A 23303-nucleotide genomic window follows, 5' to 3' on the forward strand; every position below is an offset into this window, starting at 1 on the left:
CTACCAACTGAGCTACGCCCACCATATCGCGTTACTTGTGCCAAAGTTGCCTAATGGCGCACCCGGCAGGACTCGAACCTGCGACCATCCGCTTAGAAGGCGGATGCTCTATCCAGCTGAGCTACGGGCGCCTTGTTAATCTGTACCCTTGAAGGACTACAAACTAAGTGCTTTTCAGCCTTGCGGAAGCGTAACTCCGCTCGACCTTCTCAACCAGTGCTAGGCTGTGCCCGACAAGTGCGACGAATAGTATAGAGCCCCCCAGAGGTCGTCAAATCCTTTTTAAAAAAAATTCATTTAATTAAAGGAGTTAGGGCAATTTGCAGACCAAGCGCCTTTGCCCTCACCTCATGACATGCGAGAATGCGCTCTCTTTTTTTCCCCTCTCGATGGTTAATCACGCGCAATGACTGCACAACTAATCGACGGCAAATCGATCGCCGCCAGCCTGCGCCAGCAGATCGCCAAACGAGTCGCCGAGCGTCGCCAGCAAGGCCTGCGCACGCCCGGCCTCGCGGTGATCCTGGTCGGCAGCGATCCTGCCTCTCAGGTTTATGTCTCGCACAAGCGTAAAGACTGTGAAGAGGTCGGCTTCCTTTCCCAAGCCTACGACCTGCCTGCCGACACCACTCAGCAAGCGCTGACCGATCTGATCGATCGCCTGAACGACGACCCGGCAATTGACGGTGTTCTGCTCCAGCTGCCTTTACCTGAACACCTGGACGCCTCCAAATTGCTGGAGCGCATTCGTCCCGACAAAGACGTCGACGGCTTCCACCCTTATAACGTCGGGCGTCTGGCCCAGCGTATTCCGCTACTGCGTCCATGCACACCTAAAGGCATCATGACGTTGCTGGAAAGCACCGGTGCCGATCTGTATGGGATGGACGCGGTGATTGTCGGGGCTTCCAACATTGTTGGTCGCCCGATGGCGATGGAACTGCTGTTGGCCGGTTGCACTGTGACCGTGACCCACCGCTTCACCAAGGATTTGGCAGGCCATGTCGGTCGCGCCGATCTGGTGGTGGTTGCCGCCGGCAAGCCGGGCCTGGTCAAAGGTGAGTGGATCAAGGAAGGCGCGATCGTGATCGACGTCGGCATCAATCGCCAGGAAGATGGCAAGCTGGTCGGTGACGTGATCTACGAAACCGCCCTGCCCCGCGCTGGCTGGATCACTCCGGTACCGGGTGGCGTTGGCCCGATGACCCGCGCCTGTCTGCTGGAAAACACGCTGTACGCGGCGGAAACACTGCACGGCTGAGTTCATGCTGGCTTGCAGCACCGCCTAAAGGAACCCCGCCAGTCGCGGGGTTCTTTTTGCCTGCAGAAAAAAGCTCGACCATCCGCCGGAAAAGCCTGTTTTTATCAGGCGCCCAGGCATTTCATCTGAACATCGAACAACCATCGACAGTTCTTCAGCCATACTCCTAAAATGCGTCGCTTTTTAAAGAAACAGCCCGTTACAAAACGGTATATCCACCCTTTATGAGTCCGCCAGCGTGAAAATCCGTCTTTCAATCCTGAGCCTGTTTTTTGCATTCACAGGGACTTTCACCACGCCAACGATCAACGCCGCAGAAACCACTGCCGCACCCCGAGACACTTCACAACTGAAGATCGCTTCCGGCAGTGTCTTGCTGATGGATATGCAAACCAACAAAGTGATCTATGCCAGCAACCCTGACGTCGTAGTGCCAATCGCATCCGTCAGCAAACTGATGACTGGCCTGGTGGTGGTAGAAGCCCGGCAAAACATGGACGAATACCTTTCCGTCAACATCAGCGACACCCCGGAAATGAAAGGCGTGTTTTCCCGAGTCAAACTCAAAAGCGAATTGCCTCGCCGGGAAATGCTGCTGATTGCCCTGATGTCGTCGGAAAACCGTGCCGCTGCGAGTCTGGCCCATCACTATCCGGGCGGCTATGTCGCGTTCATTGCCGCCATGAACGCCAAAGCCAAAGCGCTGGGAATGACCAGCACCCACTTTGTCGAACCGACGGGCCTCTCTCCTCGCAATGTGTCCACCGCCCGCGATTTGAGCAAACTGCTGATCGCTGCACACAAGCACCCACTATTGACTCAATTGAGCACCACCAAGGAAAAAACCGTTTCGTTCCGCAAACCCAACTACAGCTTGGGTTTCCGCAACACCGACCATTTGGTCAACAAGCCTAACTGGGACATCAAACTGACCAAAACCGGCTTTACCAACGCGGCCGGTCACTGCCTGGTGCTGGTGACCCACATGTCAGATCGGCCGATGGCGCTGGTGATTCTCGATGCTTTCGGCAAGTACACGCACTTTGCCGATGCCAGCCGGATTCGCAGCTGGGTCGAAACCGGCAAGAGCGCCAACGTGCCCTCCGTCGCCCTGCAATACAAGTCCGACAAGAACCTCAAGCATCGCCAGAGCGGTGTGGTTGAAGCATCGAAATAAGGTCGAGCCGGTAAATGAAAGCCCCGAATATTCGGGGCTTTTTTCGTCCAGCATCAATCATTGGGCAACGGCATCTGATCGTCATCCGGAATGCCATCCCCGGCACTCGGGTCTCTCCAGCCCTGTGGATGTTTGGTCGGCACCACTGTCGGCCTGGCCAAGGGGTCCCTTAACGGGCTGTCCGGATCCATCACCGGGTCCAGGTCCGCTTCAGGGGTTGTCGGAACACTTTCTGGAGGGTCTGGACGTTTGTCGTCAAAGCTCGAATCGGTAGACATACGCACCTCACTGAGACTTGGGTTTCAGATTACCGAGTGGGTCGTAAGGCTTCGCGGGTGCCTTCTTGCCCTCCTCACCCGGTTTTATATCCCTGGGCGCCTTGGCGGGCCCGATGGGGTCGACCTGAGGATCGGCGAGGTCTGGAGAATCGGGGTCGAACCCCAACTCATTATCAGACGAATGCTCAGACGAGTGTGGGCCGGTGGGGGTATTGGACTGTGCCATGGACGCCTCCTGTTCATGGTCCCGGAAAAAACCGGACCCTCTACTTGAGACTTCAGCATAGCGTGGCGGTGCCATGCTGATGACGAGTGGAAACTTACTGCGCGGTCAGCGCCTTCTTCGCCCGGGCTGCCGCCTGTTCCTGACCTGACTGGGCAAGATCGCTCGCCGCTTTCAGCCAGCGCGACTGATCGACATTGGCTGGAATCTGGTCCGGCTTCTGGATCAATACGGCCCAACCGCCGGCATTCTCGAATGCTGATTCAAAGGAGCTGAACCCCATCAGCAACCGACGATCCATCCCGGCGCGCAGCAACACCGTCTGCTTCTGACGGTTGTAACCAGCGAGAATGGCGTATCGCGGCTCCGCCCAGAACGCCGAGCCTTCAGTAAAGCGCACCATCACCGGGTAACCGGCCGCAACCTGAGCCAGCAGCGCCGGCAAATGGCTGTCAAGGGGATAGACCACCATCCCGTACTCACGAGCAAGATTCTGCATGTTCTGCTGCAATCGATCTTCGGCACCCGGCAAATGCAGAGGTTTGTCGAGCAACCCTGGGGTTATCACGATGCCCTGCTGGGACAGCAGACTAGCCAGCACCTGAGGCCCGCTTTGATAACTTTGCCCACGGTAGAATGTACCGCTGAGTTCGACCCGCTCCGGCAGACGCTTGATCTCAGGCGCCACGCTCCCCGCACAGCCAGCCAGGCCGGCAACACAGCCAACGATCAGTACCAAAGATCGAATTCGAGAAAATACCCGCACCATCATCACTCTCTTGTTCAGACGCCAGGCAATCGCACAGCCGGCTTGGCCGTCGATCATAGGATGCCGCGCGACAGCGGTATAGCCTTAACCGGCAGTTGATTGCATTCGATAGAGCGAACTGGTTGGTGACAGACGACCTTTGGTCAATAGCCTGAAATACAGCAGCGGCTAGACTGTCATTTACCAAGGACGAGTGTGCGCCCGATGCAGGGCAAAGAGGAGGCACTGATGAGCCTGACAATGACCATTGTAATGTTGATCTCCGGCTGGCTGGCCGTGGCCACCGCCATGCTGTGGGGCGTTTTGCGTATTACCCGCCGGCACCATCACCACCCGGTTCAATCGGCACCTGTGGCGAAAACCGATAAAGCCGCTGCACACCCCGCCACCGCGCACTGACCAGCGCTTTTCGGTCGCCCAAACAAAAACGGCCGCCTGGACTCTTTCGAGTTCAGGCGGCCGCTTCGTTTAACGCAGGTTACGCTTGAGCGGCGATGCGCTTCTGCCTGGCCCGACGCGACAGCATGTTCAAGCCTTCGATCGTGGCCGAGAACGCCATGGCCGCGTAGACGTAGCCTTTCGGTACGTGGGCGCCAAAACCTTCGGCGATCAGCGTCATGCCGATCATGATCAGGAAGCCCAGTGCCAGCATCACCACCGTCGGGTTGTCGTTGATGAACTTGGCCAGAGGGTCAGCGGCCAGCAACATCACCAGTACCGACACCACCACCGCAATGATCATGATCGGCAAATGCTCGGTCATGCCGACGGCGGTAATGATGCTGTCGATGGAGAACACCATGTCCAGCATCAGGATCTGACCGATCGCAGCAGCAAAACCCAAGGTCACGGTCGAGGTGGCCGAGGTCGGATCATCCGGCGCCGGGTCCATGCTGTGATGGATCTCGGTGGTCGCCTTCCACAACAGGAACAGGCCACCGGCAATCAGGATCATGTCCTTCCAGGAGAACGCATGGCCGAGAATATCGATCACCGGCTCCGTCAACTGGACGATGAACGCGATGGTGCTCAACAGCGCCAGGCGCAGGATCAACGCCATGCCGATACCGATACGTCGCGCTTTCTGGCGATGCTGTTCGGGCAGCTTGTTGGTAAGGATCGAGATGAAGATCAGGTTATCGATGCCGAGCACGATTTCCATCACCACCAGCGTGGCCAGGGCGACCCAGGCAGTGGGGCTTGCAGCAAGTTCTAAAAGGTATTCCATGGGTCAGTCCTGACTCGTTGTAGACGGTTTAGATTTCCTGGGACGAAGATTCGGATTTGTCCGTCTCTTTGGCCGGTTGCTCTTTCTTGCTGATCAAGCCGCCAGTGGCATCGCTCAACGCTTGCTCGGCGGCTTTGTGGGTATCGTCAATCGCCTGTTTGGCGGTTTCGGCGGCCTTGCCCATCAATTGCTGAGCGCTTTTCTCGGCCTGGTCGCAACCGGCCAACACCAGTAAAGACGCAATCAGCAGTGCCGTGGTTTTAAGCTTCATGATGCTTTCCTCGATAGAACAGACAGAACCGAAAAGGCGATCCGTCGATAGCGAGGCATTCTAAGGAAGCAAACACTTCAGGAAAATTCGTATTTTCAGCGGCTATACTTCGGTTTTAACGAATCCAGACAGCGTATGGCGTATGCCTTACGGATGATGTGAACAACGGGATTTCACCAACATGTTGAATTATCGGCAGCTGCATTACTTCTGGGTGGTGGCCAAGACCGGCAGCATCGTGCGCGCTTGTGAGCAGCTGAATCTGACGCCACAGACCATCAGCGGGCAGATTTCCCTGCTCGAGCAAACCTATGGCATCGAGTTGTTTCGCCGGGTCGGCCGGCAGCTGGAACTCACCGAAGCCGGGCGCCAGACCCTGCCCTACGCCGAGCAGATGTTTCAACTCGGTGGCGAGCTAGAGTTGATGCTGCGGGCGCAGCCCAATGAGCAGCAGATTCTGTTTCGGGTGGGCGTCGCCGATGTGGTGCCCAAATCCATCGTTTATCGCCTGATTGCGCCAACCATGGAGTTGAGCGAGCCCCTGCGTATCACCTGTCGCGAAGACAAACTGGAACGCTTGCTTGCCGACCTGGCGATTCAGCGCCTTGATCTGGTGATTTCCGACAGCCCGATGCCCTCGCATCTGGACATCAAGGGTTACAGCCAGAAACTCGGCGAATGCGGCATCAGCTTCTTTGCCACCGCAGAATTGGCGGCGCGGTATGGCCAGGACTTCCCGCGCAGCCTGCACGGCGCCCCGCTGTTGATTCCCGGGCCGGAAACCGTGGTGCGCAGTCGCTTGCAACGCTGGTTTGCCGAACAGCAGATCCAGCCGCAGATCGTCGGCGAGTTCGACGACAGCGCCTTGATGCAGGCCTTCGGCCAATCCGGCAGCGGGATATTCATCGGCCCGAGCGTGATTGCCGACGAAGTGAAACGCCAATGTGGCGTGGAACTGATCGGCCAGACCGATGCGGTGAGCGAGTCGTTCTACGCCATCTCGGTGGAACGCAAGATCAAGCACCCGGGCATTGTCGCGATTACCGAAGGTGCCCGACGCGAGTTGTTCACCGCGATGTGAGTGTCAGGCGCAGATTTCGCGAGGTTTGAAGGTCATCAGCGCCATCGCCAACAGGATCGAGACCAGGATAAAACCGGCCGCCGCGAAACCCAGGCCGCCCAGGCCCACACTGTCGATCACTCGCCCACCGACCATCGCGCCCAGACCGATCCCGAGATTGGCCCCGGCAATGTTCAACGACGCAGCAAAGGCCGGCGCTTCAGGCGCAGCCTTCATCAGGCGCACGTGACTGACCAGGAACAGTGCGGCCTGAGTCACGCCCCAAATACCCATCGCTGCCGCCAGACCAAGGGGTGAATGAATGTTCGGCACCAAGGCCACCATGCCGGCAATCATGAACGCACAAAACGTCACAGAAGCGATCAGCGGATGCCGATCCACCGCACGGCCGCCCAGCGAATTGCCGATCAAGCCGACCGCACCAAAGCCCATCAGGCACCAGCCGACCACCGTGCCGTCGAAACCGGCCAGCCGCTCAAGAATGTCCGCCAGGTAGGTGTACGCGGTGAACATGCCGCTGAACACCAGGATCGATAACAGCACATGCCCCAGCATCAACGGGCTGCGCAGAATTTTGAACTGCGAGCGAAAACTCACCTGATGCTGGTGCAGGTTGGTTTTCGGCAGGTAAATAAACAGCAGCAACGCCTTGGCAAACGCGATCACCGCCAGAATGCCGAAAGCACTGCGCCAGCCGAACGCATCGGAAATCAGCGTACCCACCGGAATACCGAACACTGTGGCGCAGACAATGCCGAAACCGATCTTGGCGATGGCCCGCCCAGCGTAGTCCGGCCCGACGATGTCCACTGCAGTTTCACTGGCCAATGCCCAGAACACCGGCAGCCCCAACGCCGGAATCAATCGCGCAACGGCCATCACCCCGATGTTCGGCGCCAGTGCCGCCAGCGTGTTGGCCAGGCCGAACATGATCAGCACGCTGATAAACAGTTTGCGCCGTTCAAACCTTGCAAAGTAGGCGGTCAGGAATGGCCCGAAAGCGGCCACGGTAAAGGCGAACAGAGTCACCAGCAAACCCGCTTGAGGGATGCTGACGTCCAGATCACGGGCGATTGCCGGCAACAGGCCGACGATGATGAATTCCGTGGTCAGCACCGTAAAACCGGCGGCGGACAACAGAAGAATGGGCAACAGCATGCAGAACTCCAGGAAAACGACGACACCAGCGACAGCCCGAAGGCTCACTGGCATAACTTGAAAATGAGGATGGCGAAGCTTAACAGAGTGTTTCCGGACGAGGTTGCACGAACCTGCAAATCGCGTTGCGCAATCGGGTGGCAGATCGTCACAGGTCTGAAGGATCACGGCTACGCTGTGATAAAGTCCGCGACCCTGCGGTACTTACACTTTGCTCATCGGCCATTCACTGGCATTGATGTAGCGACCCTTTCGGTTCCCTCCATGTGGCCTGCCCGGCTTTTTGCTGCATGAGCCAAAGAACCCTGCACCCTAATAAAATCAGAGATGCCGTTATGACCGCTTCATCCCCTTCTCTCTTGCAACGCCTGAAACACAGCAGCCTGGTCACGCAAATCATCATCGGCCTGATCGCCGGGATTACCCTGGCGCTGTTCGCGCCTGAGTTGGCCAAGTCCACCGCCTTCATCGGCAAAGTGTTCGTCTCGGCGCTCAAGGCTGTCGCGCCGATCCTGGTGTTCGTGCTGGTCATGGCCTCTATTGCCAACCATAAGCACGGCCAGGAAACCCACATCCGGCCGATTCTGTTTCTGTACCTGCTGGGCACCTTCGCGGCGGCCGTGGTGGCGGTGATCGCCAGTACGCTGTTTCCGTCGAGCCTGGTGCTGTCGACCCAAGACGTAGCGGTGACCGCACCGGGTGGCATCAGCGAAGTGTTGCAGAGTCTGTTGCTCAGTGTGGTCGACAACCCGGTCAGCGCGCTGATGAATGCCAATTTCATCGGCATTCTGGCGTGGGCAATCGGCATGGGCGTTGCGATTCGCCATGCCGGCGAGACGACGCGCGAAGTACTGGGCGATCTGTCCAATGGCGTGACCTTGATCGTGCGTCTGGTGATTCGCTTTGCGCCATTGGGGATCTTCGGCCTGGTGGCCTCGACCCTCGCCACCTCCGGTTTCGGTGCCTTGATCGGTTACATGCATCTGCTGGCTGTGTTGTTGGGCTGCATGCTGTTCGTGGCGCTGGTGATGAACCCGGCCATTGTGTTCTGGAAGCTGCGTCGCAACCCGTATCCGCTGGTACTCACCTGCCTGCGCGAGAGCGGCATCACCGCCTTCTTCACCCGTAGTTCGGCGGCGAATATTCCGGTCAACCTGGAGTTGAGCAAGCGCCTGGGCCTGCACGAAGACACTTACTCGGTGTCGATCCCGCTCGGCGCCACCATCAACATGGCCGGCGCTGCGATCACCATCACCGTGTTGACCCTGGCCGCCGTGCATACCCTGGGCATCGCCGTGGACATTCCGACAGCCATCTTGCTCAGCATTGTCGCGGCGATCTGTGCCTGTGGCGCCTCGGGCGTGGCCGGAGGTTCGCTGTTGCTGATTCCACTGGCGTGCAGCCTCTTCGGCATCCCGAGCGAAATCGCCATGCAGGTGGTGGCAGTCGGCTTCATCATCGGTGTGTTGCAGGACTCGGCGGAAACTGCGCTGAACTCCTCCACCGACGTGCTGTTCACCGCGGCGGCGTGCCAGCGTGAAGAGCTGAAAGCCCAGCGTTTGGCGTAAAACGCACCTGTAGGAGCCAGGCTTGCCGCGGAACCTACAGAAGGCAAAATGAAAAAGCCCGCCAAGGCTTACACCTTGGCGGGCTTTTTTGTATCTGGGCGGCTTAGAACGCGCCCATGTAATCGCGCTTGCCCACTTCCACGCCGTTGTGACGCAGCAGTGCGTAAGCGGTGGTCACGTGGAAGAAGAACTGCGGCAAACCATAGCTCAGCAGGTAAGCCTGGCCAGTGAAGCGCTTCTCTTTAGGCGTGCCTGGACGGGTAACGATCTCGATGCCTTCCTTGCCGTCGATCTGCTCGGGTTTGATCTCGCCGATGAAAGCCAGGACCTTGGCGATCAACGCTTGCAGTTCGGCGAAGGTGGTTTCGGTGTCGTCATATTTCGGCAGTTCGACTTCAGCCAGACGCGCCGAAACGCCTTTGGCGAAATCAACAGCGATCTGCACCTGACGCACCAGCGGGAACATGTCCGGGTACAGACGGGCTTGCAGGAACGCGTTCGGGTCGATGTTTTTCGCGGTAGCGTGGGCTTCGGCCTTGCTCAGGTTGTTGCTCAGGGCATTGAGCATTTGCTGGAAAACCGGAACGGAAGCGGCGTACAGGGAAATAGTCATGATGGTCTCGTGTGGTGACAGGAGTAAAAACGTGGAGCGATTATAGCCATGCCCGACCGCCCTGCGGCTTGTCTTTTATCCTGCAAGGATTAGGCTAGGCGGCTTCGACTGCATGCTTCGACTGCATAGGGAAAAGCGCGATGAGCACTGAGCAAGAAACGACCTCCGACGAACCGCGGCTCAACAGCACGGAAATCCGCATTCTGGGCTCGTTGATCGAGAAACAGGCCACCAGCCCGGAAACCTATCCGCTGACGCTTAATGCGCTGGTGATTGCCTGCAACCAGAAAACCAGCCGCGAACCGGTAATGAACCTCAGCCAGGGCCAGGTCGGCCAGAGCCTGCGCGTTCTGGAAGGTCGCGGCTTCACAAGACTGGTAATGGGCAGCCGTGCCGACCGCTGGGAGCATCGGGTCGACAAGGCGCTGGAACTGGTGCCAGCGCAGGTGATTTTAACGGGGTTGTTGTTTCTGCGCGGCCCGCAGACGGTCAACGAACTGCTGACCCGCAGCGGCCGCATGCATGACTTCGAAGATGCCGAGCAGGTGGTGCATCAACTGGAGCGCTTGATCGCCAGGGGTCTGGCGCTGTTGATCCCGCGCCAGGCCGGCCAGCGCGAAGACCGTTACATGCATGCACTGGGCGATCCGGCGGATATCGAAGTGATCCTGGCTGCCCGGCAAAATCCTGTGGAGCGTGGCACCAGTGGCGGTGTGTCGGTTGAGCGAATCGAAGAGCTTGAAGCGCGGATTGCGGCGCTGGAAGAACGGCTGGCACGCCTCGAATAATCACTGAGGTCCTTGTGGCGAGGGAGCTTGCTCCCGCTGGGTCGCGAAGCGGCCCCAAACCTGTCAACGCATTACGTCTGGCTCACCGGGTTTGCCTGCCTTGCGACTGCTTCGCAGCCGAACGGGAGCAAGCTCCCTCACCACAGGGTTCGCGCTCAACTCTGAACTGCTACTCCCCGTCCCAATAATCCACGCCATCGGCCTGCCTGGCGACGGCGACGAAGCCCGAAGCATTGCCCTGGGCATCGACCTTGAAGTCGTCCATCACCACGTATTTGCCGGAATCCGGGTATTCGCAAATGTCCGGTGATTGCTGACTGCTGACCGCCAGATAGCGCAATTCGCCGTTGCTGGTGTTGATGATCTGGTGCGCGGCTTCAGGACCTCCCGCCGGGCAGGCAATCACATCACCAGCGCGGATCGGAAAGCGTTCGGCACCCAGGCGAATCTCCCCCTCCCCGGCCACGATGTAGAACATCTCTTCATTAACCCGATGGTTATGAAAAGGACTGCCACGCATGCCTGGCTCCAGGGCATACAACCGATAACCCAGCTTTTGCGCGCCCAGTTGCTGGCCGATGCGTGCCAGGCGTTGCTGATAGCGGCCGGCAGCGTCTCCAGTGGGAGCAAACTCTTCGGGCAGCGGTAAAAGTTCGGCCTGATCCAGGTTGAGAATGGCGGGATGCATGAAAACCTCGGTCACGGTGGCTGGAAAGCAAGTCTTCGCTTGCTGGCGAGCAGTATAGGCGGGGATTCGCGGGTAAATGACCGGGGCAGACTGAAGACCGAGTCGCGGCAATCGCGGGCAAGCCCGCTCCCACAAGGACAGCGCTGGACCTGTGGGAGCGGGCTTGCCCGCGATTGGGCCAGTACAGTCAACTGTCAGCTGCGGGCAAACGCCACGGCTTTCTGGAACTGCTCATCGGTCGGCCGCACGCCGGTGTACAACACGAACTGTTCCAGTGCCTGGATCGCAATCACTTCCAGCCCGGTGATCACCCGTTTGCCTTCGGCACGACCGCGCACGATCAGCGGTGTTTCCGAGGGGATCGCCACCACATCGAAGACAGTTTCCGCCGCAGCGATAGCGTCAGGCTCAAACGCCAGTTGATCGGCCTCCGGCCCGCCGGTCATGCCGATGGGCGTGACGTTGATCAGCATCTGCGGGCGTTGAGCGCCCAACTCCGCCTGCCAGTGATAACCCAACGATTCAGCCAAGGCACGTCCGGCACGCTCGTTACGAGCCACGATCAGGCCGTTTTTGTAGCCGCCATCGCGCAAGGCACTGGCCACAGCCTTGGCCATGCCGCCACTGCCACGCAGGGCAAAGGTCGAATCCTTGGGCACCTGATGGGTTTCAAGCAACTGGGCGATGGCAATGTAATCGGTGTTGTAGGCCTTGAGGTGACCGTTGGTGTTGACGATAGTGTTGATCGATTGGATGGCCTCAGCCGATGCATCCAGCTCATCGACCAACGCAATACAAGCTTCCTTGAACGGCATCGACACCCCGCAACCCCGGATGCCCAAGGCGCGGATGCCGCCCACGGCGCCCGGCAAGTCCTGGCTGCTGAAGGCTTTGTAGTAAAAATTCAGGCCCAGTTGTTCGTACAGATGGTTATGAAACCGCAGGCCGAAATTGCCGGGGCGCCCCGAGAGTGACATGCACAGCTGAGTGTCTCTGTTGGGGTTCATCTGCATTGGAATCTCCTTCAATAGCACTTTCGGATGGACGGGATTAGCCACTTCACCGGTTCTGATTGATCATAAAAGCCAGTCTGCACTTGGCACACAGCCGTAAAGAAGCCGGTACAGACCTTACACAAAATTTACCCAACGGCTGTGCTGATTTTCAAAAAAATGCTGTCTTAGAAGTATCCCCGCGACAACTTGTGTCTATTGCAGACGCGAGCGCCGGGTCGAAGAACCGAGGACTTATCATGATCCGTAAAATCCCCACAGTAGCCTTGCTGATCGGTGCTCTCGCTATCGCAGGGCAGGCAGAAGCAGGTGGTCGTGGTCATGGCGGCTGGGAAGGTCCGGCTGTGTTTGGTGCGATCGTCGGCTCGGCAATCATTGGCTCAGCAATAATCAGCCGCGACCGTCCAGTGTATGTGGAGCAACCGGTCTACGTTCAGCCACAGCCGGTGTACGTACAGCCACCGCCTGTTTATTACCAACCGGCGCCGGTCTACGTTCAACAACCGATGTACTACCGCCCGGCACCGATCTATTACGGTCCGCCACGCGGGTATGGTCCACCACGCGGCTATTACGGCCCTCCCCATGGTTATTATCGTGGCGACCGCTGGTAACACGCTCATCAGGCCCCGCTTTAAAAGCGGGGCCTTTTTTGTGACCACTGGCCGGACGAAGTCTGAATAAATCTCGTCAAGGTCGCTGTCGGGACAGTACCGGCAGGTAAAGTTGGTCATATTTATGTCATGTCCGATCCGCAAGCTTGGATCTGTCCGTAAACAACAGGTTGATAAAAACAAGGACGACCTTCATGCCCACACAAAACCCGCATCGCATTGTCGGCTTGTGCACTTCCGGCAAGGTGTACAACGCACTGACCGAACTCAAACACCTGGAAGGCCATCGCAGCGCAAAATTTCTTTCGCTGCTGGCAGAAAACCTGGTGCGCAAAGGCCTGCTCAATGAGCAGGAAGTGGTGCATATGCTCGATCTAGTGGTGGATTGACCGCAGAACTCATTGGCATCAATGACGACTATCGAAAGCGTTGATTGTCCGTTCAAGCGTCCGATCCGTAAGGTAGCTCCATAGATTAATGGAGGTACTTATGGCCCAGGTTCAGATCATGTCCGTTATCGGCAGCGCCGTTCCCGCACAACTCAGAGCGCGAGGATTGCTTGCCTGTTGGTATCTGGTGCAGGACGGCGAACCGATCAGCGGCCCGCTCACCTCGCTTCCCGCCGCCCAAGCCCTGTCGCAACGTATCGACTCAGGCCAGCTCAGCGCTTAAGGCAGCTGAACCTTGGGCTTGGAATCGATGAAAATCGCCCAGCTCGACACGAACAACGCCGCGATCAACGGCCCGATGACAAAACCGTTCAGGCCAAAAAGCGCCAGGCCACCCAGGGTCGAGATGAGGATCAGGTAGTCCGGCATTTTAGTGTCCTTGCCCACCAGGATCGGTCGCAGGACGTTGTCCACCAGGCCGATCACGAACACGCCGAACAAGATGAGCACCGTGGCCTGCCACATCGCTCCGCTGAACAGGAAATATGCCGCCACCGGTATCCAGACGATCCCCGCGCCCACCGCCGGCAACAGCGACAGAAACGCCATCAACACCGCCCAGAGCAGCACGCTCGGGATGTCCAGAAACCAGAAAATAAAACCACCCAATGCCCCTTGCGTGATCGCCACCACCACGTTGCCCTTCACCGTGGCCCGCACCACGCGATTGAACTTGAGTTGCAAACGGCGCTTCTGGGTATCTTCCAGGGGTATCGCCGCGCGTACTTTGCGCGCCAGTTCGGACCCGTCTCGCAGGAAGAAAAACAGCAAGTACAGCATGACGAAAAAACTCACCACGAATTGAAAAGTCCCCTGCCCAAAACTGAACGCCTTGGTCGCGACAAACTGGCTGCCTTGCATCGTGCTCTTGATGATTTTTTCCCGTAGCCCGCTCAGCTCGCCCATGCCGAAACGATCAAGCAAGTACTGAATGTACGGCGGCAGGCTTTGCTTGAACTGCGACACATACCCGGCAATGTCCAATTCACCGCTTTCGATTCTGTTGTAGAGCGCCGCGCCTTCTTGAACCAGCAAGGTACTGATGGTGATCACCGGCAAGATCGCGATCAGCACACAGAGAATCAAGGTGCACAGGGCCGTGAGATTGCGGGGCCAGCCGAACTTGCGTTGCAGCTGATGCTGCAAGGGCGCAAACAGAATACCGAGAATGACTGCCCAGAACACCGCGCCGTAAAACGGCAGCAGAATCCAGATGAAGGCGATGCTCACCAGCGTCAGCAAAACCATCAGCGAGGTGTTTTGCAGCTTCGTTTCGTTCATGTCCGATCCATGTCAGTGCACAGGGGCGCCAACGCGCGTCTTGATGTTTAGTCCGCCACGGCTCGCGCGAGTGCCATCCGTTTTTCATCAAGCATAGATCCAGATCAATAAACCCCGCGGGCAAGCCGCTTACCCTTGCCGGCTTTTGCGATCGACACTGCCATGACCAGCGCCATAACGCTCACGCCCCCGGAACTGCTCGCCCCCGCCGGCACCCTGAAAAACATGCGTTATGCCTTCGCCTATGGCGCCGACGCGGTGTACGCCGGCCAGCCGCGCTACAGCCTGCGGGTGCGTAACAACGAATTCGATCACGCCAACCTCGCGCTCGGCATCGCCGAGGCCCAGGCTCAGGGCAAGCGTTTCTATGTGGTGGTGAACATCGCCCCGCACAACGCCAAGCTCAAAACATTCTTGAAGGACCTGGAACCGGTGATCGCCATGGCGCCGGACGCGCTGATCATGTCCGACCCGGGCCTGATCATGCTGGTGCGCCGGCACTTCCCGCAGATGCCGATCCACTTGTCAGTGCAGGCCAACACGGTGAACTGGGCCAGCGTCGAGTTCTGGCAGCAACAGGGTTTGAGCCGGATCATCCTGTCCCGCGAACTGTCGCTGGAAGAAATCGCCGAAATCCGTCAGCAGGTCCCGGCGATGGCGCTGGAAGTGTTCGTCCACGGCGCGTTGTGCATGGCCTATTCCGGGCGCTGTCTGTTGTCGGGCTATATGAACAAGCGCGACGCCAATCAGGGCAGTTGCACCAACGCCTGTCGCTGGAAATACTCGGCAACACCGGCCAGCGAAAATCAGCTCGGTGAAATCGTTCAACAGTTCCGTCCCGAACCGACCCTGGGCATCGGCGCACCGACCGATCAAGTGTTCCTGCTGCAAGAAGCCAATCGCCCTGACGAACTGATGCCGGCATTCGAGGATGAACACGGCACCTACATCATGAACGCCAAGGACCTGCGCGCCGTGCAGCATGTCGAGCGCCTGACGCAGATGGGCGTGCATTCATTGAAGATCGAAGGCCGAACCAAATCGCACTTCTATTGCGCGCGCACCACCCAAGTGTATCGCCGCGCAATCGATGATGCGGTGGCTGGCCGAGCGTTTGATCGCAGCTTGATGACCGACCTGGAATCCCTGGCCCAACGTGGCTATACCGAAGGTTTTCTGCGTCGACATGTGCATGACGAATATCAGAATTACCAGAACGGCAGCTCGGTTTCAGAGCGTCAGCAGTTCGTGGGCGAGCTGACTGGCGAACGCCGGGATCGGCTGGCCGAGGTGCGGGTAAAGAATCGCTTTGGTCTGGGCGATCACATGGAACTGATGACGCCCAAGGGTAATTTCCACTTCGACTTGCATCAGTTGCAGAACGTCAAAGGCGAGGCCGTTGAAGTGGCGCCGGGGGATGGGCACACGGTGTATTTGCCGATACCGGACGCGGTGGATTTACGCTTTGGGTTGTTAATGCGCGATGTCAGCATGAGTTAAGAAATTTGAGCGACAAGCCTCCTGTAGGAGCGAGGCTTGCCCGCGAAAGCGATGTAATGACTTACGAATACCGCAACGCCGTAGCCGGCTCGACTTTCGCCGCCCGCCACGCTGGATACACCGTCGCCAAAAAGCTCATGATGAAACCGGCGGAACAGATCAACAACACATCAGCCCCCTGCAGTTCCGACGGCAAGTTACTGACAAAGTACACGTCGGAACTGAAGATGTGCTGCCCGCTGACCCGCTCCATCCAGCCCACCAGTTCACTGACGTTCAGCGCTGCAATCACGCCCAGCACGCCGCCAATCAAGGTGCCGACAACCCCGATCACCGTGCCCTGCACCATGAAGATCGCCATGATCTGCCGAGGTGTCGCGCCGATGGTGCGCAGGATCGCGATGTCCGCGCCCTTGTCGTTCACCACCATGATCAGGGTGGCGATGATGTTGAACGCCGCCACCGCGACGATCATCAGCAACAGCAGGCCGATCATGGTTTTTTCCATCTTCATCGCGCTGAACAGACTGCCCTGGGTGTGGGTCCAGTCGTCAGCCTTGTAGGCAGCGCCCAGGCCTGTCGCGATGTCGCTCGACACTTGCGGCGCGGCGTACAGATCCTTCACCGCCAGGCGCACGCTCTGCACTTGATTGGGCTGCCAGTGTTGCATCTGCGCGGCATCAGCGAGGTGGATCAGCGCCATGGAGCCATCCAGCTCGGCGCCAACCTTGAACACGCCCACCACGTTCAGTCGTTGCATGCGCGGGGTAATCCCGCCCGGTGCGGTGCTGATTTCCGGCACGATCAGGGTTATCTTGTCGCCGACGCTCAAGCGAAAGCGTCGTGCGGTGATCTCACCGATCACCACGCCAAACTCGCCGGGCTTCAAGGCGTCGAGACGCCCCTGAACAATGTGCTTGGCAACGATCGACACCTTGCCTTCCAGCGCCGGGTCGACACCGCTGACCTGGATCGGCTGCATCGTGCCCTTATAGGACAGCATGCCTTCCATCTCGGTGAACGGCACCGCCGCCGTTACTTCAGGATTTTTCATCGCCGCGGCGGCCACCGGCTGCCAATCGTCGATCGGGTTCACACCGACGATGGTCGCGTGGGGCACCATGCCGAGGATGCGCGAGCTCATTTCGCGCTGGAAGCCGTTCATTACCGACAACACCACGATCATCGCCAGCACGCCCAGGGCGAGGCCGATCATCGAGGTCATCGAGATGAAGGAAACAAAGCGATTGCGGCGCTTGGCGCGGGTATAGCGCGCGCCGATAAAGATCGATAACGGTCTGAACATTCGCTGGGCACCGTATAAAAATAAAAGACCCGACGTACTGTTCAGTACGTCGGGTTTCGGTCAATCAGATGGGTGTCAGGTAACCTTCCTGCAAATGCAGGACGCGATCCATCTGGCGGGCCAGGTTCATGTCGTGGGTCACCACCAGGAACGCGGTGCGCATCGAGGTGCTGAGTTCCAGCATCAAATCCTGAATGCCCTGGGCGGTGTGGGAGTCGAGGTTGCCGGTCGGCTCGTCGAGCATCACCAGGCCTGGCTTGTTCACCAGGGCACGGGCAATGGCCACACGCTGGCGTTCGCCACCGGACAATTCCGCCGGTTTGTGCTCCAGACGATGGCCCAGCCCTACCCGCTCCAGCAACGCCGTCGCACGCTGACGTGCTTCAGGGATCGCGGTTTTACCGATCAGCAGCGGCATGCAGACGTTTTCCAGCGCGGTGAACTCAGGCAGCAAGTGGTGGAACTGGTAAACGAAACCCAGCGACCGATTGCGCAGCAGGCCACGGGCCTTTTCGTTCAGCGCCGAGAGCTCTTCACCGGCCAGCCAGACGCTGCCCTTGGTCGGCGTATCGAGGCCGCCCAGCAGGTTGAGCAAGGTACTTTTGCCCGAACCCGAGGTACCGACGATCGCCACGCGCTCACCTGGGTGCAACTCCAGTTGCAGACCCGCCAGAACCTCTACCGATTCCGGGCCTTCCACGTAGGATTTGCCCAGGTTGCGGCAGCTCAAGATTGCTTTATCACTCATGCCCGACTCACTCATAACGTAGCGCCTCCGCAGGCTGGGTGCGCGCGGCACGCCAGGCTGGATACAGGGTGGCGAGGAAACTCAGAACCAACGCGGCGGCGCAGACCATCAACACGTCCTGGCTTTGCACTTGCGACGGCAGGTAATCGATGAAATACACGTCGGCGTTCAGGAATTTGTGGCCGATCAGCCCTTCAAGGGCGGAGATCGCGGCGCTGACGTTCAGCGCGGCGAAGATCCCGACCACCGCGCCGATCAGCGTACCGACCACGCCAATGACCGTGCCCTGAACCATGAAGATCGCCATGATCTGCCCCGGCGTAGAACCCAGGGTGCGCAGGATCGCGATGTCGCCCTTCTTGTCGTTCACCACCATTACCAGCGTGGAAATGATGTTGAACGCCGCAACGGCGACGATCAGCAGCAACAGCAGGCCGATCATGGCTTTTTCCATGCGGATCGCTTGATACAGATTGCCGTGGGTGCGGGTCCAGTCGCGGGCGTAATACGTGTCTTCGCCGAGTTGCTGAGCGATGGTCCACGCCATGCGTGGTGCCTGGAACAGATCGTCGAACTTCAAGCGCAAGCCCTGGACCTGATCCGGCTGCCAGCGGTGCAGCTTCGCCAGATCCTGCAAATTGGTGATGCCCAGATAGCCGTCGATCTCACCGGCGCCGACATGAAAGATGCCGACCACGGTAAAGCGTTTCATGCGCGGGAACATCCCGGCCGGGGTCACGGTGACTTCCGGCGCGACAAACGTCAGCTTGTCGCCGACCGCCACGCCGAGCTTGGCCGCGGCCTTGTCGCCGATGACGATGCCGAAACTGCCCGGCGCCAGGTCATCGAGTTTGCCCTGCTGCATGAAGTTATCAATGATCGACACCTGCCGTTCCTGCACAGGGTCGATGGCATTGAGCAGCACCTTGGAGACCTTGCCGTTGTTGGTCAGCAACCCTTGCATCTGGACGAAGGGCGCAACCGCCGCCACCTGCGGGTTCTGCTTGACCTTGGCGGCCAGGCTTTGCCAGTCGCTGATCGGCTCACCGGACTCGATGGTCGCGTGGGGCACCATGCCCAGCACGCGGGTGCGCATCTCATGATCGAAGCCGTTCATGACCGACAGCACAACGATCATCACGACCACGCCGAGGGCGAGTCCGATCATTGAGGTCAGGGAAATGAATGACACAAAATGATTGCGACGCTTTGCACGGGTATAACGCGTGCCAATAAATACGAAGAGAGGTCTGAACATGTCGGGGCTTGTTCGGAGGGAAAAGGAACGTCCTTGTGGCGGGGGTCGATAACCAGCTTTACACTCAGACCACCGCCGCTACCATGGGTTCGCCATGTCGACATTAGATGAAGAAGATCGCCGCGAATACTACCGTATCGAGGACGCGATCGCACTGGAAATTCGGCCCCTGTCTGCTCCCGAAGCCGCAGGCCAGGAAGTGTTGCAGGATGCTTCCCCACTGTTCAACCTGCTCAGCGAACTGCACCTGAGCGAATTCGAGTCGCAACACCTGCTGCGACAGATCAGCGAACGCGACCGGACCATCGCCGCGTTCCTGAAATCCCAGAACAAACGCATCGACCTGCTGAGCCAGGTGGTCGCCCTGACTGTGCTCGGACAGATCGGCGAACCGCAGCCTGTCATCCTCTCCGAAGGAGGTATCGACTTCCAGCATCCGACGCCCATCGCCACTGGCGCGCACCTGTCGGTGAAACTGGTGCTGATGCCGCAAGCCCTTGGCCTGTTGCTGCGGGCCCGCGTCACCCATTGCGACCGCAAGGGCGAAGGCTACGATGTCGGCACCGAGTTCGAATACCTGTCCGATGCCCAGCGACAATTGCTGGCCCGTTACATCTTGCAGCGACAGGCACAAGAACGACGCCTGGCCCGCGAACAAAACGAATCAGGCATTTAATTTAAGGAAGAACCGTGACCCTTATCTACGGCCATCGCGGCGCCAAGGGCGAAGCACCGGAAAACACCCTGACCAGCTTTCAGGAATGCCTCAAGCACGGCGTACGCCGTTGCGAACTGGACTTGCACCTGTCCAAGGATGGCGAGTTGATGGTGATCCATGACCCGACCCTCAAACGCACCACCGAGCGTCGCGGCAAAGTAGTCGAACATACCGCCGCGGAACTGGTGACCTACGACGCGCGCAAGGGCGGCCCGGGCTGGATCAAACCCTGCCCGATTCCAACGCTGGAAGAATTGTTCGAGAAATGTGATTTCGATCACTGGCAACTGGAAGTCAAAAGCGCTTCACGCACCCGCGCCGCGACCACCGTGCTGGCGATTCGCGAAATGGCACAGCGTTTCGGTATGCGGGACAAGATCACGATTACCTCGAGTTCACGCGAAGTGTTGAAAGCCGCGCTGGACCTGGTGCCGGACGTGTCTCGCGGTTTGGTGGCCGAGTACGCCTGGCTCGACCCGTTGAAGGTCGCGCAAAACTATGGCTGTGAGATTCTGGCACTGAACTGGACCCTGTGTACGCCAGAGCGCCTGCAGAAGGCGCAGCGTCAAGGGCTGCATGTGTCGGTGTGGACAGTCAACGAGCCCGCGCTGATGCGCAGACTCGCCGACTTCGGCGTTGACAGCCTGATTACAGACTTTCCCGGTTTGGCCACTGCCACGCTCGAGAATTGCTGAAATCGGTCTCCCCGGCCGGCTCAGGCCACCGGCCGGAGCCGCTCAAAAAAGCCGGTTGAGGCCATCGTACGCCGCTACCCGATAGGCTTCAGCCATGGTCGGGTAGTTGAACGTCGTGTTGACGAAGTACTTCAGGGTGTTCTGTTCGCCCGGCTGGCTCATGATCGCCTGACCGATGTGCACGATCTCCGACGCCTGATAACCGAAGCAGTGAACGCCCAGCACTTCCAGGGTATCGCGGTGGAACAGGATCTTCAGCATGCCTTGCGGTTCGCCGGCAATCTGCGCACGCGCCATGCCTTTGAAGAACGCCTTGCCCACTTCATACGGCACCTTGGCCTGAGTCAGCTCCTGCTCGTTCTTGCCTATCGAGCTGATCTCCGGAATGGTGTAGATGCCGGTTGGCACATCGTTGACGAAGCGCCAGCTGCCATTATCGACAATGCTGCCAGCGGCCGAACGCCCCTGGTCGTGCGCGGCACTGGCCAGGCTCGGCCAACCGATCACATCACCGGCGCCATAAATATTTGGCACGCAGGTGCGGTAGTTTTCGTCGACTTCGATCTGGCCACGGCTGTTGACCTTCACGCCGATATTTTCCAGACCCAGCTGATCGGTGTTGCCGGTACGACCGTTGCACCAGAGCAAGGCATCGGCCTTGATCTTCTTGCCGGACTTCAGGTGCAGGATCACACCGTTGTCCACGCCTTCGACGCGGTCGTAGTCTTCGTTGTGGCGAACCGTGATGTTGTTATTGCTGAAGTGGTAACTCAGCGCCTGGGAAATTTCCGAGTCGAGGAAGCTCAGCAACTGACCGCGGTTGTCCACCAGCTCGACCAGCACACCCAGACCACTGAAGATCGAGGCGTATTCGCAACCAATCACGCCAGCGCCGTAAACGATGAGTTTACGCGGGGTATGGCCGAGGCTGAGGATGGTGTCGCTATCGTAGATACGCGGGTGATGGAAATCGATGTCCGCCGGGCGATACGGGCGCGAACCGGTGGCGATGATAATGTGCTTGGCCACCAGTTTTTCGACCACGCCATTGGCGCAGACCACTTCGATGGTTTGCTCGTCAGCGAAGCTGCCGGTGCCGAAGAACACGTCGACGCGGTTACGGGCGTAGTAGCCGGTGCGCGAGGCGACTTGTTTGGAGATGACTTTTTCGGCGCTTTTCAAAACGTCCGGGAACGAGAACCAGCGCGGCTCACCAATGGCCCGGAACATCGGGTTGGTGTTGAACTGCATGATCTGCCGGACCGAGTGACGCAAGGCCTTGGACGGGATGGTGCCCAGGTGGGTGCAGTTGCCGCCGACCTGGCGACGGCTATCGACCATCGCCACCTTGCGCCCTGCTTTGGCGGCATTCATTGCCGCGCCTTCTCCGGCCGGGCCGGAACCCAACACCACCACGTCGTAGTTGTAGACAGCCATGCATACTCCTCAGAACAGGCCGCGGCGCCCTCGGCACCTGCGGCTAAATCACGCCGATCTGCGGCGTGAAGGAACAATTTGGGGCCAGTGCAGAACCCGGACACAGTCTATAGAAGCGTCAACGCCGGGCACATTAACCCTTGGTCGCGTCGTAGGCTAGTTTTGCCTGCACTACAACACCATCAAAAACACTTTTGATGCCGCAATCACTTGGTTTTCTCACCCACCAGGCGCTCAAAAGCCTGACTGGTGCGTGTGACGAAACCTGTATCGGCACGAATCACAAAGAATGCACCTATGTCATGAGTTTGGGCATAGTCCCAACCCCGTTCAGGACCGAGAATCAGCAACAGCGTCGATAGGCCATCGGCCATTAACGCTGAAGGATGAATGACTGTGACTGACGCCAGGGTGTGCAGGACGGGTGCACCGCTGCGGGCATCGAAGGTGTGGGAATAGCGCTGGCCACCCTGCTCGAAATAATTACGGTAGTCACCGGAGGTGGACACGCCATAGCCGTCGATGGCGATGATTTTTTGCACGACTTGCTGATCGTCTCGGGGTTCTTCCAGGGCGATGCGCCAAGGCGAGCCATCGAGTTTTTTGCCGGCGGCCTTTAGCTCGCCAGTGACTTCAGTCAGGTAACTGTGGATACCCATTGCTTCGAGTTTCGCGGCAATCGTATCGACCGCGTAACCGGCCGCGATGCTGTTGAAGTCGAGCTCGACTGCCACGTCCTTGCACAACTGATCACCGTCGATGCGCAAATGGTTGTGGCCGACGCGTTGCTGCACCTCGGCGAGCGCCTCGGCACTCGGCACTTTTTCCTCTCGCGCTTGCGGCCCGAACCCCCAGAGGTTGAGCAGCGGCTCCACCGTCAGGTCGAAGGAGCCTTCACTTAGCGAAGACAGTCGCTCGCCGACGCGGACCAGTTCGAGGATTGGCGCGGGCATTGTCTGACAGTGGTTAGCGGGCAAATTATTGAAGCGTTCAATGTCGGAGTCGCTGCGATAGGTCGACAGTTGCTGATCGACTTCAGCGAGGATTTTTTCAACCTGGATGCGGACTTCTGCCGGAGCGGGAAGATGGGCACGGCGCACGTACTTGATCGAATAGCTGCTGCCCATGGTCGGGCCGCCGAAACTCTCCATCGAATCGCCATTGCCGCAGCCGGTCAAGGC

Annotated in this window: 27 protein-coding genes and 2 tRNA genes (1 of these 29 running past the window's edge); 12 read left to right on the plus strand and 17 right to left on the minus strand. The window is 58.7% G+C overall.

The features are described 5' to 3' along the window. Both AC1RQB_RS01620 and AC1RQB_RS01625 read right to left on the minus strand, forming a co-directional pair. A tRNA-His gene (locus tag AC1RQB_RS01620) sits at positions 1 to 22 on the minus strand; it reaches 154 nt to the left of the window's first position. A 32-nt stretch (positions 23 to 54) separates the two neighbouring features. Then, positions 55 to 131 (minus strand) — tRNA-Arg (locus AC1RQB_RS01625). 275 nt (positions 132 to 406) lie between these two features. Between AC1RQB_RS01625 and folD the strand changes: the two genes are divergently transcribed. Together folD and pbpG are read left to right on the plus strand one after the other, a co-directional pair. After that, positions 407 to 1261, plus strand: coding sequence for a bifunctional methylenetetrahydrofolate dehydrogenase/methenyltetrahydrofolate cyclohydrolase FolD (gene folD, locus AC1RQB_RS01630; protein WP_063343058.1), 855 nt, complete (start codon positions 407 to 409; stop codon positions 1259 to 1261). Positions 1262 to 1499: 238 nt separating this feature from the next. Next, positions 1500 to 2438, plus strand: coding sequence for a D-alanyl-D-alanine endopeptidase (gene pbpG, locus AC1RQB_RS01635; protein WP_008073091.1), 939 nt, complete (start codon positions 1500 to 1502; stop codon positions 2436 to 2438). 53 nt (positions 2439 to 2491) lie between these two features. Here pbpG and AC1RQB_RS01640 read toward each other — a convergent pair whose 3' ends face one another. The 3 genes from AC1RQB_RS01640 to AC1RQB_RS01650 all read right to left on the minus strand — a co-directional run bounded on the left by AC1RQB_RS01640 (position 2492) and on the right by AC1RQB_RS01650 (position 3765). Continuing rightward, positions 2492 to 2716: a hypothetical protein gene (locus AC1RQB_RS01640; protein WP_008073090.1), complete on the minus strand. Its 225-nt coding sequence runs from the start codon at positions 2714 to 2716 to the stop codon at positions 2492 to 2494. 7 nt (positions 2717 to 2723) lie between these two features. Further along, entirely contained in the window at positions 2724 to 2942 is a 219-nt protein-coding gene (locus AC1RQB_RS01645; protein ID WP_007901788.1) for a DUF6021 family protein, read from the minus strand. 94 nt (positions 2943 to 3036) lie between these two features. Continuing rightward, positions 3037 to 3765 carry a cysteine peptidase family C39 domain-containing protein gene (locus AC1RQB_RS01650; RefSeq protein ID WP_063343057.1) on the minus strand — a complete coding sequence of 243 codons (729 nt, stop codon included), beginning with the start codon at positions 3763 to 3765 and terminating at the stop codon, positions 3037 to 3039. A 171-nt stretch (positions 3766 to 3936) separates the two neighbouring features. On the opposite strand from AC1RQB_RS01650, the gene AC1RQB_RS01655 reads away from it, so the two are divergent. After that, on the plus strand, positions 3937 to 4107 hold the full coding sequence (locus tag AC1RQB_RS01655; protein ID WP_177319493.1) for a hypothetical protein: 171 nt from the start codon (positions 3937 to 3939) through the stop codon (positions 4105 to 4107). Between the two features lie 79 nt (positions 4108 to 4186). On the opposite strand, the gene AC1RQB_RS01660 is transcribed toward AC1RQB_RS01655, so the two are convergent. Together AC1RQB_RS01660 and AC1RQB_RS01665 are read right to left on the minus strand one after the other, a co-directional pair. Then, positions 4187 to 4936 (minus strand): TerC family protein, encoded by a 750-nt coding sequence (locus tag AC1RQB_RS01660; RefSeq protein ID WP_008073087.1) that lies wholly within the window; start codon positions 4934 to 4936, stop codon positions 4187 to 4189. Positions 4937 to 4964: 28 nt separating this feature from the next. Then, positions 4965 to 5207, minus strand: coding sequence for a hypothetical protein (locus AC1RQB_RS01665; protein WP_008073086.1), 243 nt, complete (start codon positions 5205 to 5207; stop codon positions 4965 to 4967). Positions 5208 to 5388: 181 nt separating this feature from the next. Here AC1RQB_RS01665 and nhaR point away from each other — a divergent pair, with 181 nt between their 5' ends. Then, entirely contained in the window at positions 5389 to 6288 is a 900-nt protein-coding gene (nhaR, locus tag AC1RQB_RS01670) for a transcriptional activator NhaR (protein WP_008073085.1), read from the plus strand. Positions 6289 to 6291: 3 nt separating this feature from the next. Here the strand turns inward: nhaR and AC1RQB_RS01675 are convergent, their stop codons facing one another. Next, complete coding sequence (locus AC1RQB_RS01675) at positions 6292 to 7446, minus strand: MFS transporter (protein WP_008073084.1); 1155 nt, start codon at positions 7444 to 7446, stop codon at positions 6292 to 6294. A gap of 335 nt (positions 7447 to 7781) precedes the next feature. Between AC1RQB_RS01675 and sstT the strand changes: the two genes are divergently transcribed. Continuing rightward, positions 7782 to 9014: a serine/threonine transporter SstT gene (gene sstT, locus AC1RQB_RS01680; protein WP_007901778.1), complete on the plus strand. Its 1233-nt coding sequence runs from the start codon at positions 7782 to 7784 to the stop codon at positions 9012 to 9014. Between the two features lie 103 nt (positions 9015 to 9117). Here sstT and AC1RQB_RS01685 read toward each other — a convergent pair whose 3' ends face one another. Beyond that, on the minus strand, positions 9118 to 9627 hold the full coding sequence (locus tag AC1RQB_RS01685; protein WP_007901777.1) for a DUF1993 domain-containing protein: 510 nt from the start codon (positions 9625 to 9627) through the stop codon (positions 9118 to 9120). Positions 9628 to 9767: 140 nt separating this feature from the next. On the opposite strand from AC1RQB_RS01685, the gene AC1RQB_RS01690 reads away from it, so the two are divergent. Further along, positions 9768 to 10415, plus strand: a complete 648-nt coding sequence (locus AC1RQB_RS01690; protein WP_063343056.1) for a YceH family protein — start codon at positions 9768 to 9770, stop codon at positions 10413 to 10415. 169 nt (positions 10416 to 10584) lie between these two features. Here AC1RQB_RS01690 and AC1RQB_RS01695 read toward each other — a convergent pair whose 3' ends face one another. After that, positions 10585 to 11103 carry a cupin domain-containing protein gene (locus AC1RQB_RS01695; protein ID WP_007901772.1) on the minus strand — a complete coding sequence of 173 codons (519 nt, stop codon included), beginning with the start codon at positions 11101 to 11103 and terminating at the stop codon, positions 10585 to 10587. Positions 11104 to 11297: 194 nt separating this feature from the next. Beyond that, the gene (locus AC1RQB_RS01700) at positions 11298 to 12116 is read right to left on the minus strand and encodes a shikimate 5-dehydrogenase (protein WP_007901770.1); all 819 of its coding nucleotides are present in this window, start codon (positions 12114 to 12116) and stop codon (positions 11298 to 11300) included. Between the two features lie 239 nt (positions 12117 to 12355). Here AC1RQB_RS01700 and AC1RQB_RS01705 point away from each other — a divergent pair, with 239 nt between their 5' ends. The 3 genes from AC1RQB_RS01705 (at position 12356) to AC1RQB_RS01715 (ending at position 13402) form a co-directional block, all read left to right on the plus strand. Continuing rightward, complete coding sequence (locus tag AC1RQB_RS01705; RefSeq protein WP_063343055.1) at positions 12356 to 12730, plus strand: hypothetical protein; 375 nt, start codon at positions 12356 to 12358, stop codon at positions 12728 to 12730. 194 nt (positions 12731 to 12924) lie between these two features. Continuing rightward, positions 12925 to 13119 carry a hypothetical protein gene (locus AC1RQB_RS01710; RefSeq protein WP_007901759.1) on the plus strand — a complete coding sequence of 65 codons (195 nt, stop codon included), beginning with the start codon at positions 12925 to 12927 and terminating at the stop codon, positions 13117 to 13119. 100 nt (positions 13120 to 13219) lie between these two features. Next, positions 13220 to 13402 carry a hypothetical protein gene (locus AC1RQB_RS01715; RefSeq protein ID WP_007901757.1) on the plus strand — a complete coding sequence of 61 codons (183 nt, stop codon included), beginning with the start codon at positions 13220 to 13222 and terminating at the stop codon, positions 13400 to 13402. Here AC1RQB_RS01715 and AC1RQB_RS01720 read toward each other — a convergent pair. Continuing rightward, complete coding sequence (locus AC1RQB_RS01720; protein WP_008073079.1) at positions 13399 to 14460, minus strand: AI-2E family transporter; 1062 nt, start codon at positions 14458 to 14460, stop codon at positions 13399 to 13401. The genes AC1RQB_RS01715 and AC1RQB_RS01720 overlap by 4 nt on opposite strands. A 162-nt stretch (positions 14461 to 14622) precedes the next feature. Between AC1RQB_RS01720 and trhP the strand changes: the two genes are divergently transcribed. After that, the gene (gene trhP, locus AC1RQB_RS01725; protein ID WP_198537214.1) at positions 14623 to 15960 is read left to right on the plus strand and encodes a prephenate-dependent tRNA uridine(34) hydroxylase TrhP; all 1338 of its coding nucleotides are present in this window, start codon (positions 14623 to 14625) and stop codon (positions 15958 to 15960) included. A 61-nt stretch (positions 15961 to 16021) separates the two neighbouring features. Here the strand turns inward: trhP and AC1RQB_RS01730 are convergent, their stop codons facing one another. The 3 genes from AC1RQB_RS01730 to AC1RQB_RS01740 form a co-directional block, all read right to left on the minus strand. Beyond that, positions 16022 to 17266 (minus strand): lipoprotein-releasing ABC transporter permease subunit, encoded by a 1245-nt coding sequence (locus tag AC1RQB_RS01730; RefSeq protein ID WP_063343054.1) that lies wholly within the window; start codon positions 17264 to 17266, stop codon positions 16022 to 16024. Positions 17267 to 17330: 64 nt separating this feature from the next. Continuing rightward, complete coding sequence (gene lolD, locus AC1RQB_RS01735; RefSeq protein WP_020700644.1) at positions 17331 to 18014, minus strand: lipoprotein-releasing ABC transporter ATP-binding protein LolD; 684 nt, start codon at positions 18012 to 18014, stop codon at positions 17331 to 17333. 7 nt (positions 18015 to 18021) lie between these two features. After that, positions 18022 to 19272, minus strand: a complete 1251-nt coding sequence (locus tag AC1RQB_RS01740) for a lipoprotein-releasing ABC transporter permease subunit (protein ID WP_063343053.1) — start codon at positions 19270 to 19272, stop codon at positions 18022 to 18024. A gap of 94 nt (positions 19273 to 19366) precedes the next feature. Here AC1RQB_RS01740 and AC1RQB_RS01745 point away from each other — a divergent pair, with 94 nt between their 5' ends. Next, entirely contained in the window at positions 19367 to 19948 is a 582-nt protein-coding gene (locus AC1RQB_RS01745; RefSeq protein ID WP_008073076.1) for a PilZ domain-containing protein, read from the plus strand. Between the two features lie 14 nt (positions 19949 to 19962). After that, on the plus strand, positions 19963 to 20685 hold the full coding sequence (locus AC1RQB_RS01750) for a glycerophosphodiester phosphodiesterase (RefSeq protein ID WP_008073075.1): 723 nt from the start codon (positions 19963 to 19965) through the stop codon (positions 20683 to 20685). A 42-nt stretch (positions 20686 to 20727) separates the two neighbouring features. Here the strand turns inward: AC1RQB_RS01750 and sthA are convergent, their stop codons facing one another. Next, positions 20728 to 22122, minus strand: coding sequence for a Si-specific NAD(P)(+) transhydrogenase (sthA, locus tag AC1RQB_RS01755; RefSeq protein ID WP_008073074.1), 1395 nt, complete (start codon positions 22120 to 22122; stop codon positions 20728 to 20730). A 206-nt stretch (positions 22123 to 22328) separates the two neighbouring features. Next, positions 22329 to 23273 (minus strand): FAD:protein FMN transferase, encoded by a 945-nt coding sequence (locus AC1RQB_RS01760; RefSeq protein WP_241824507.1) that lies wholly within the window; start codon positions 23271 to 23273, stop codon positions 22329 to 22331. Positions 23274 to 23303 lie beyond the last annotated feature (30 nt).

It is taken from the genome of Pseudomonas sp. GW822-FHT02E03, assembly GCF_058802325.1.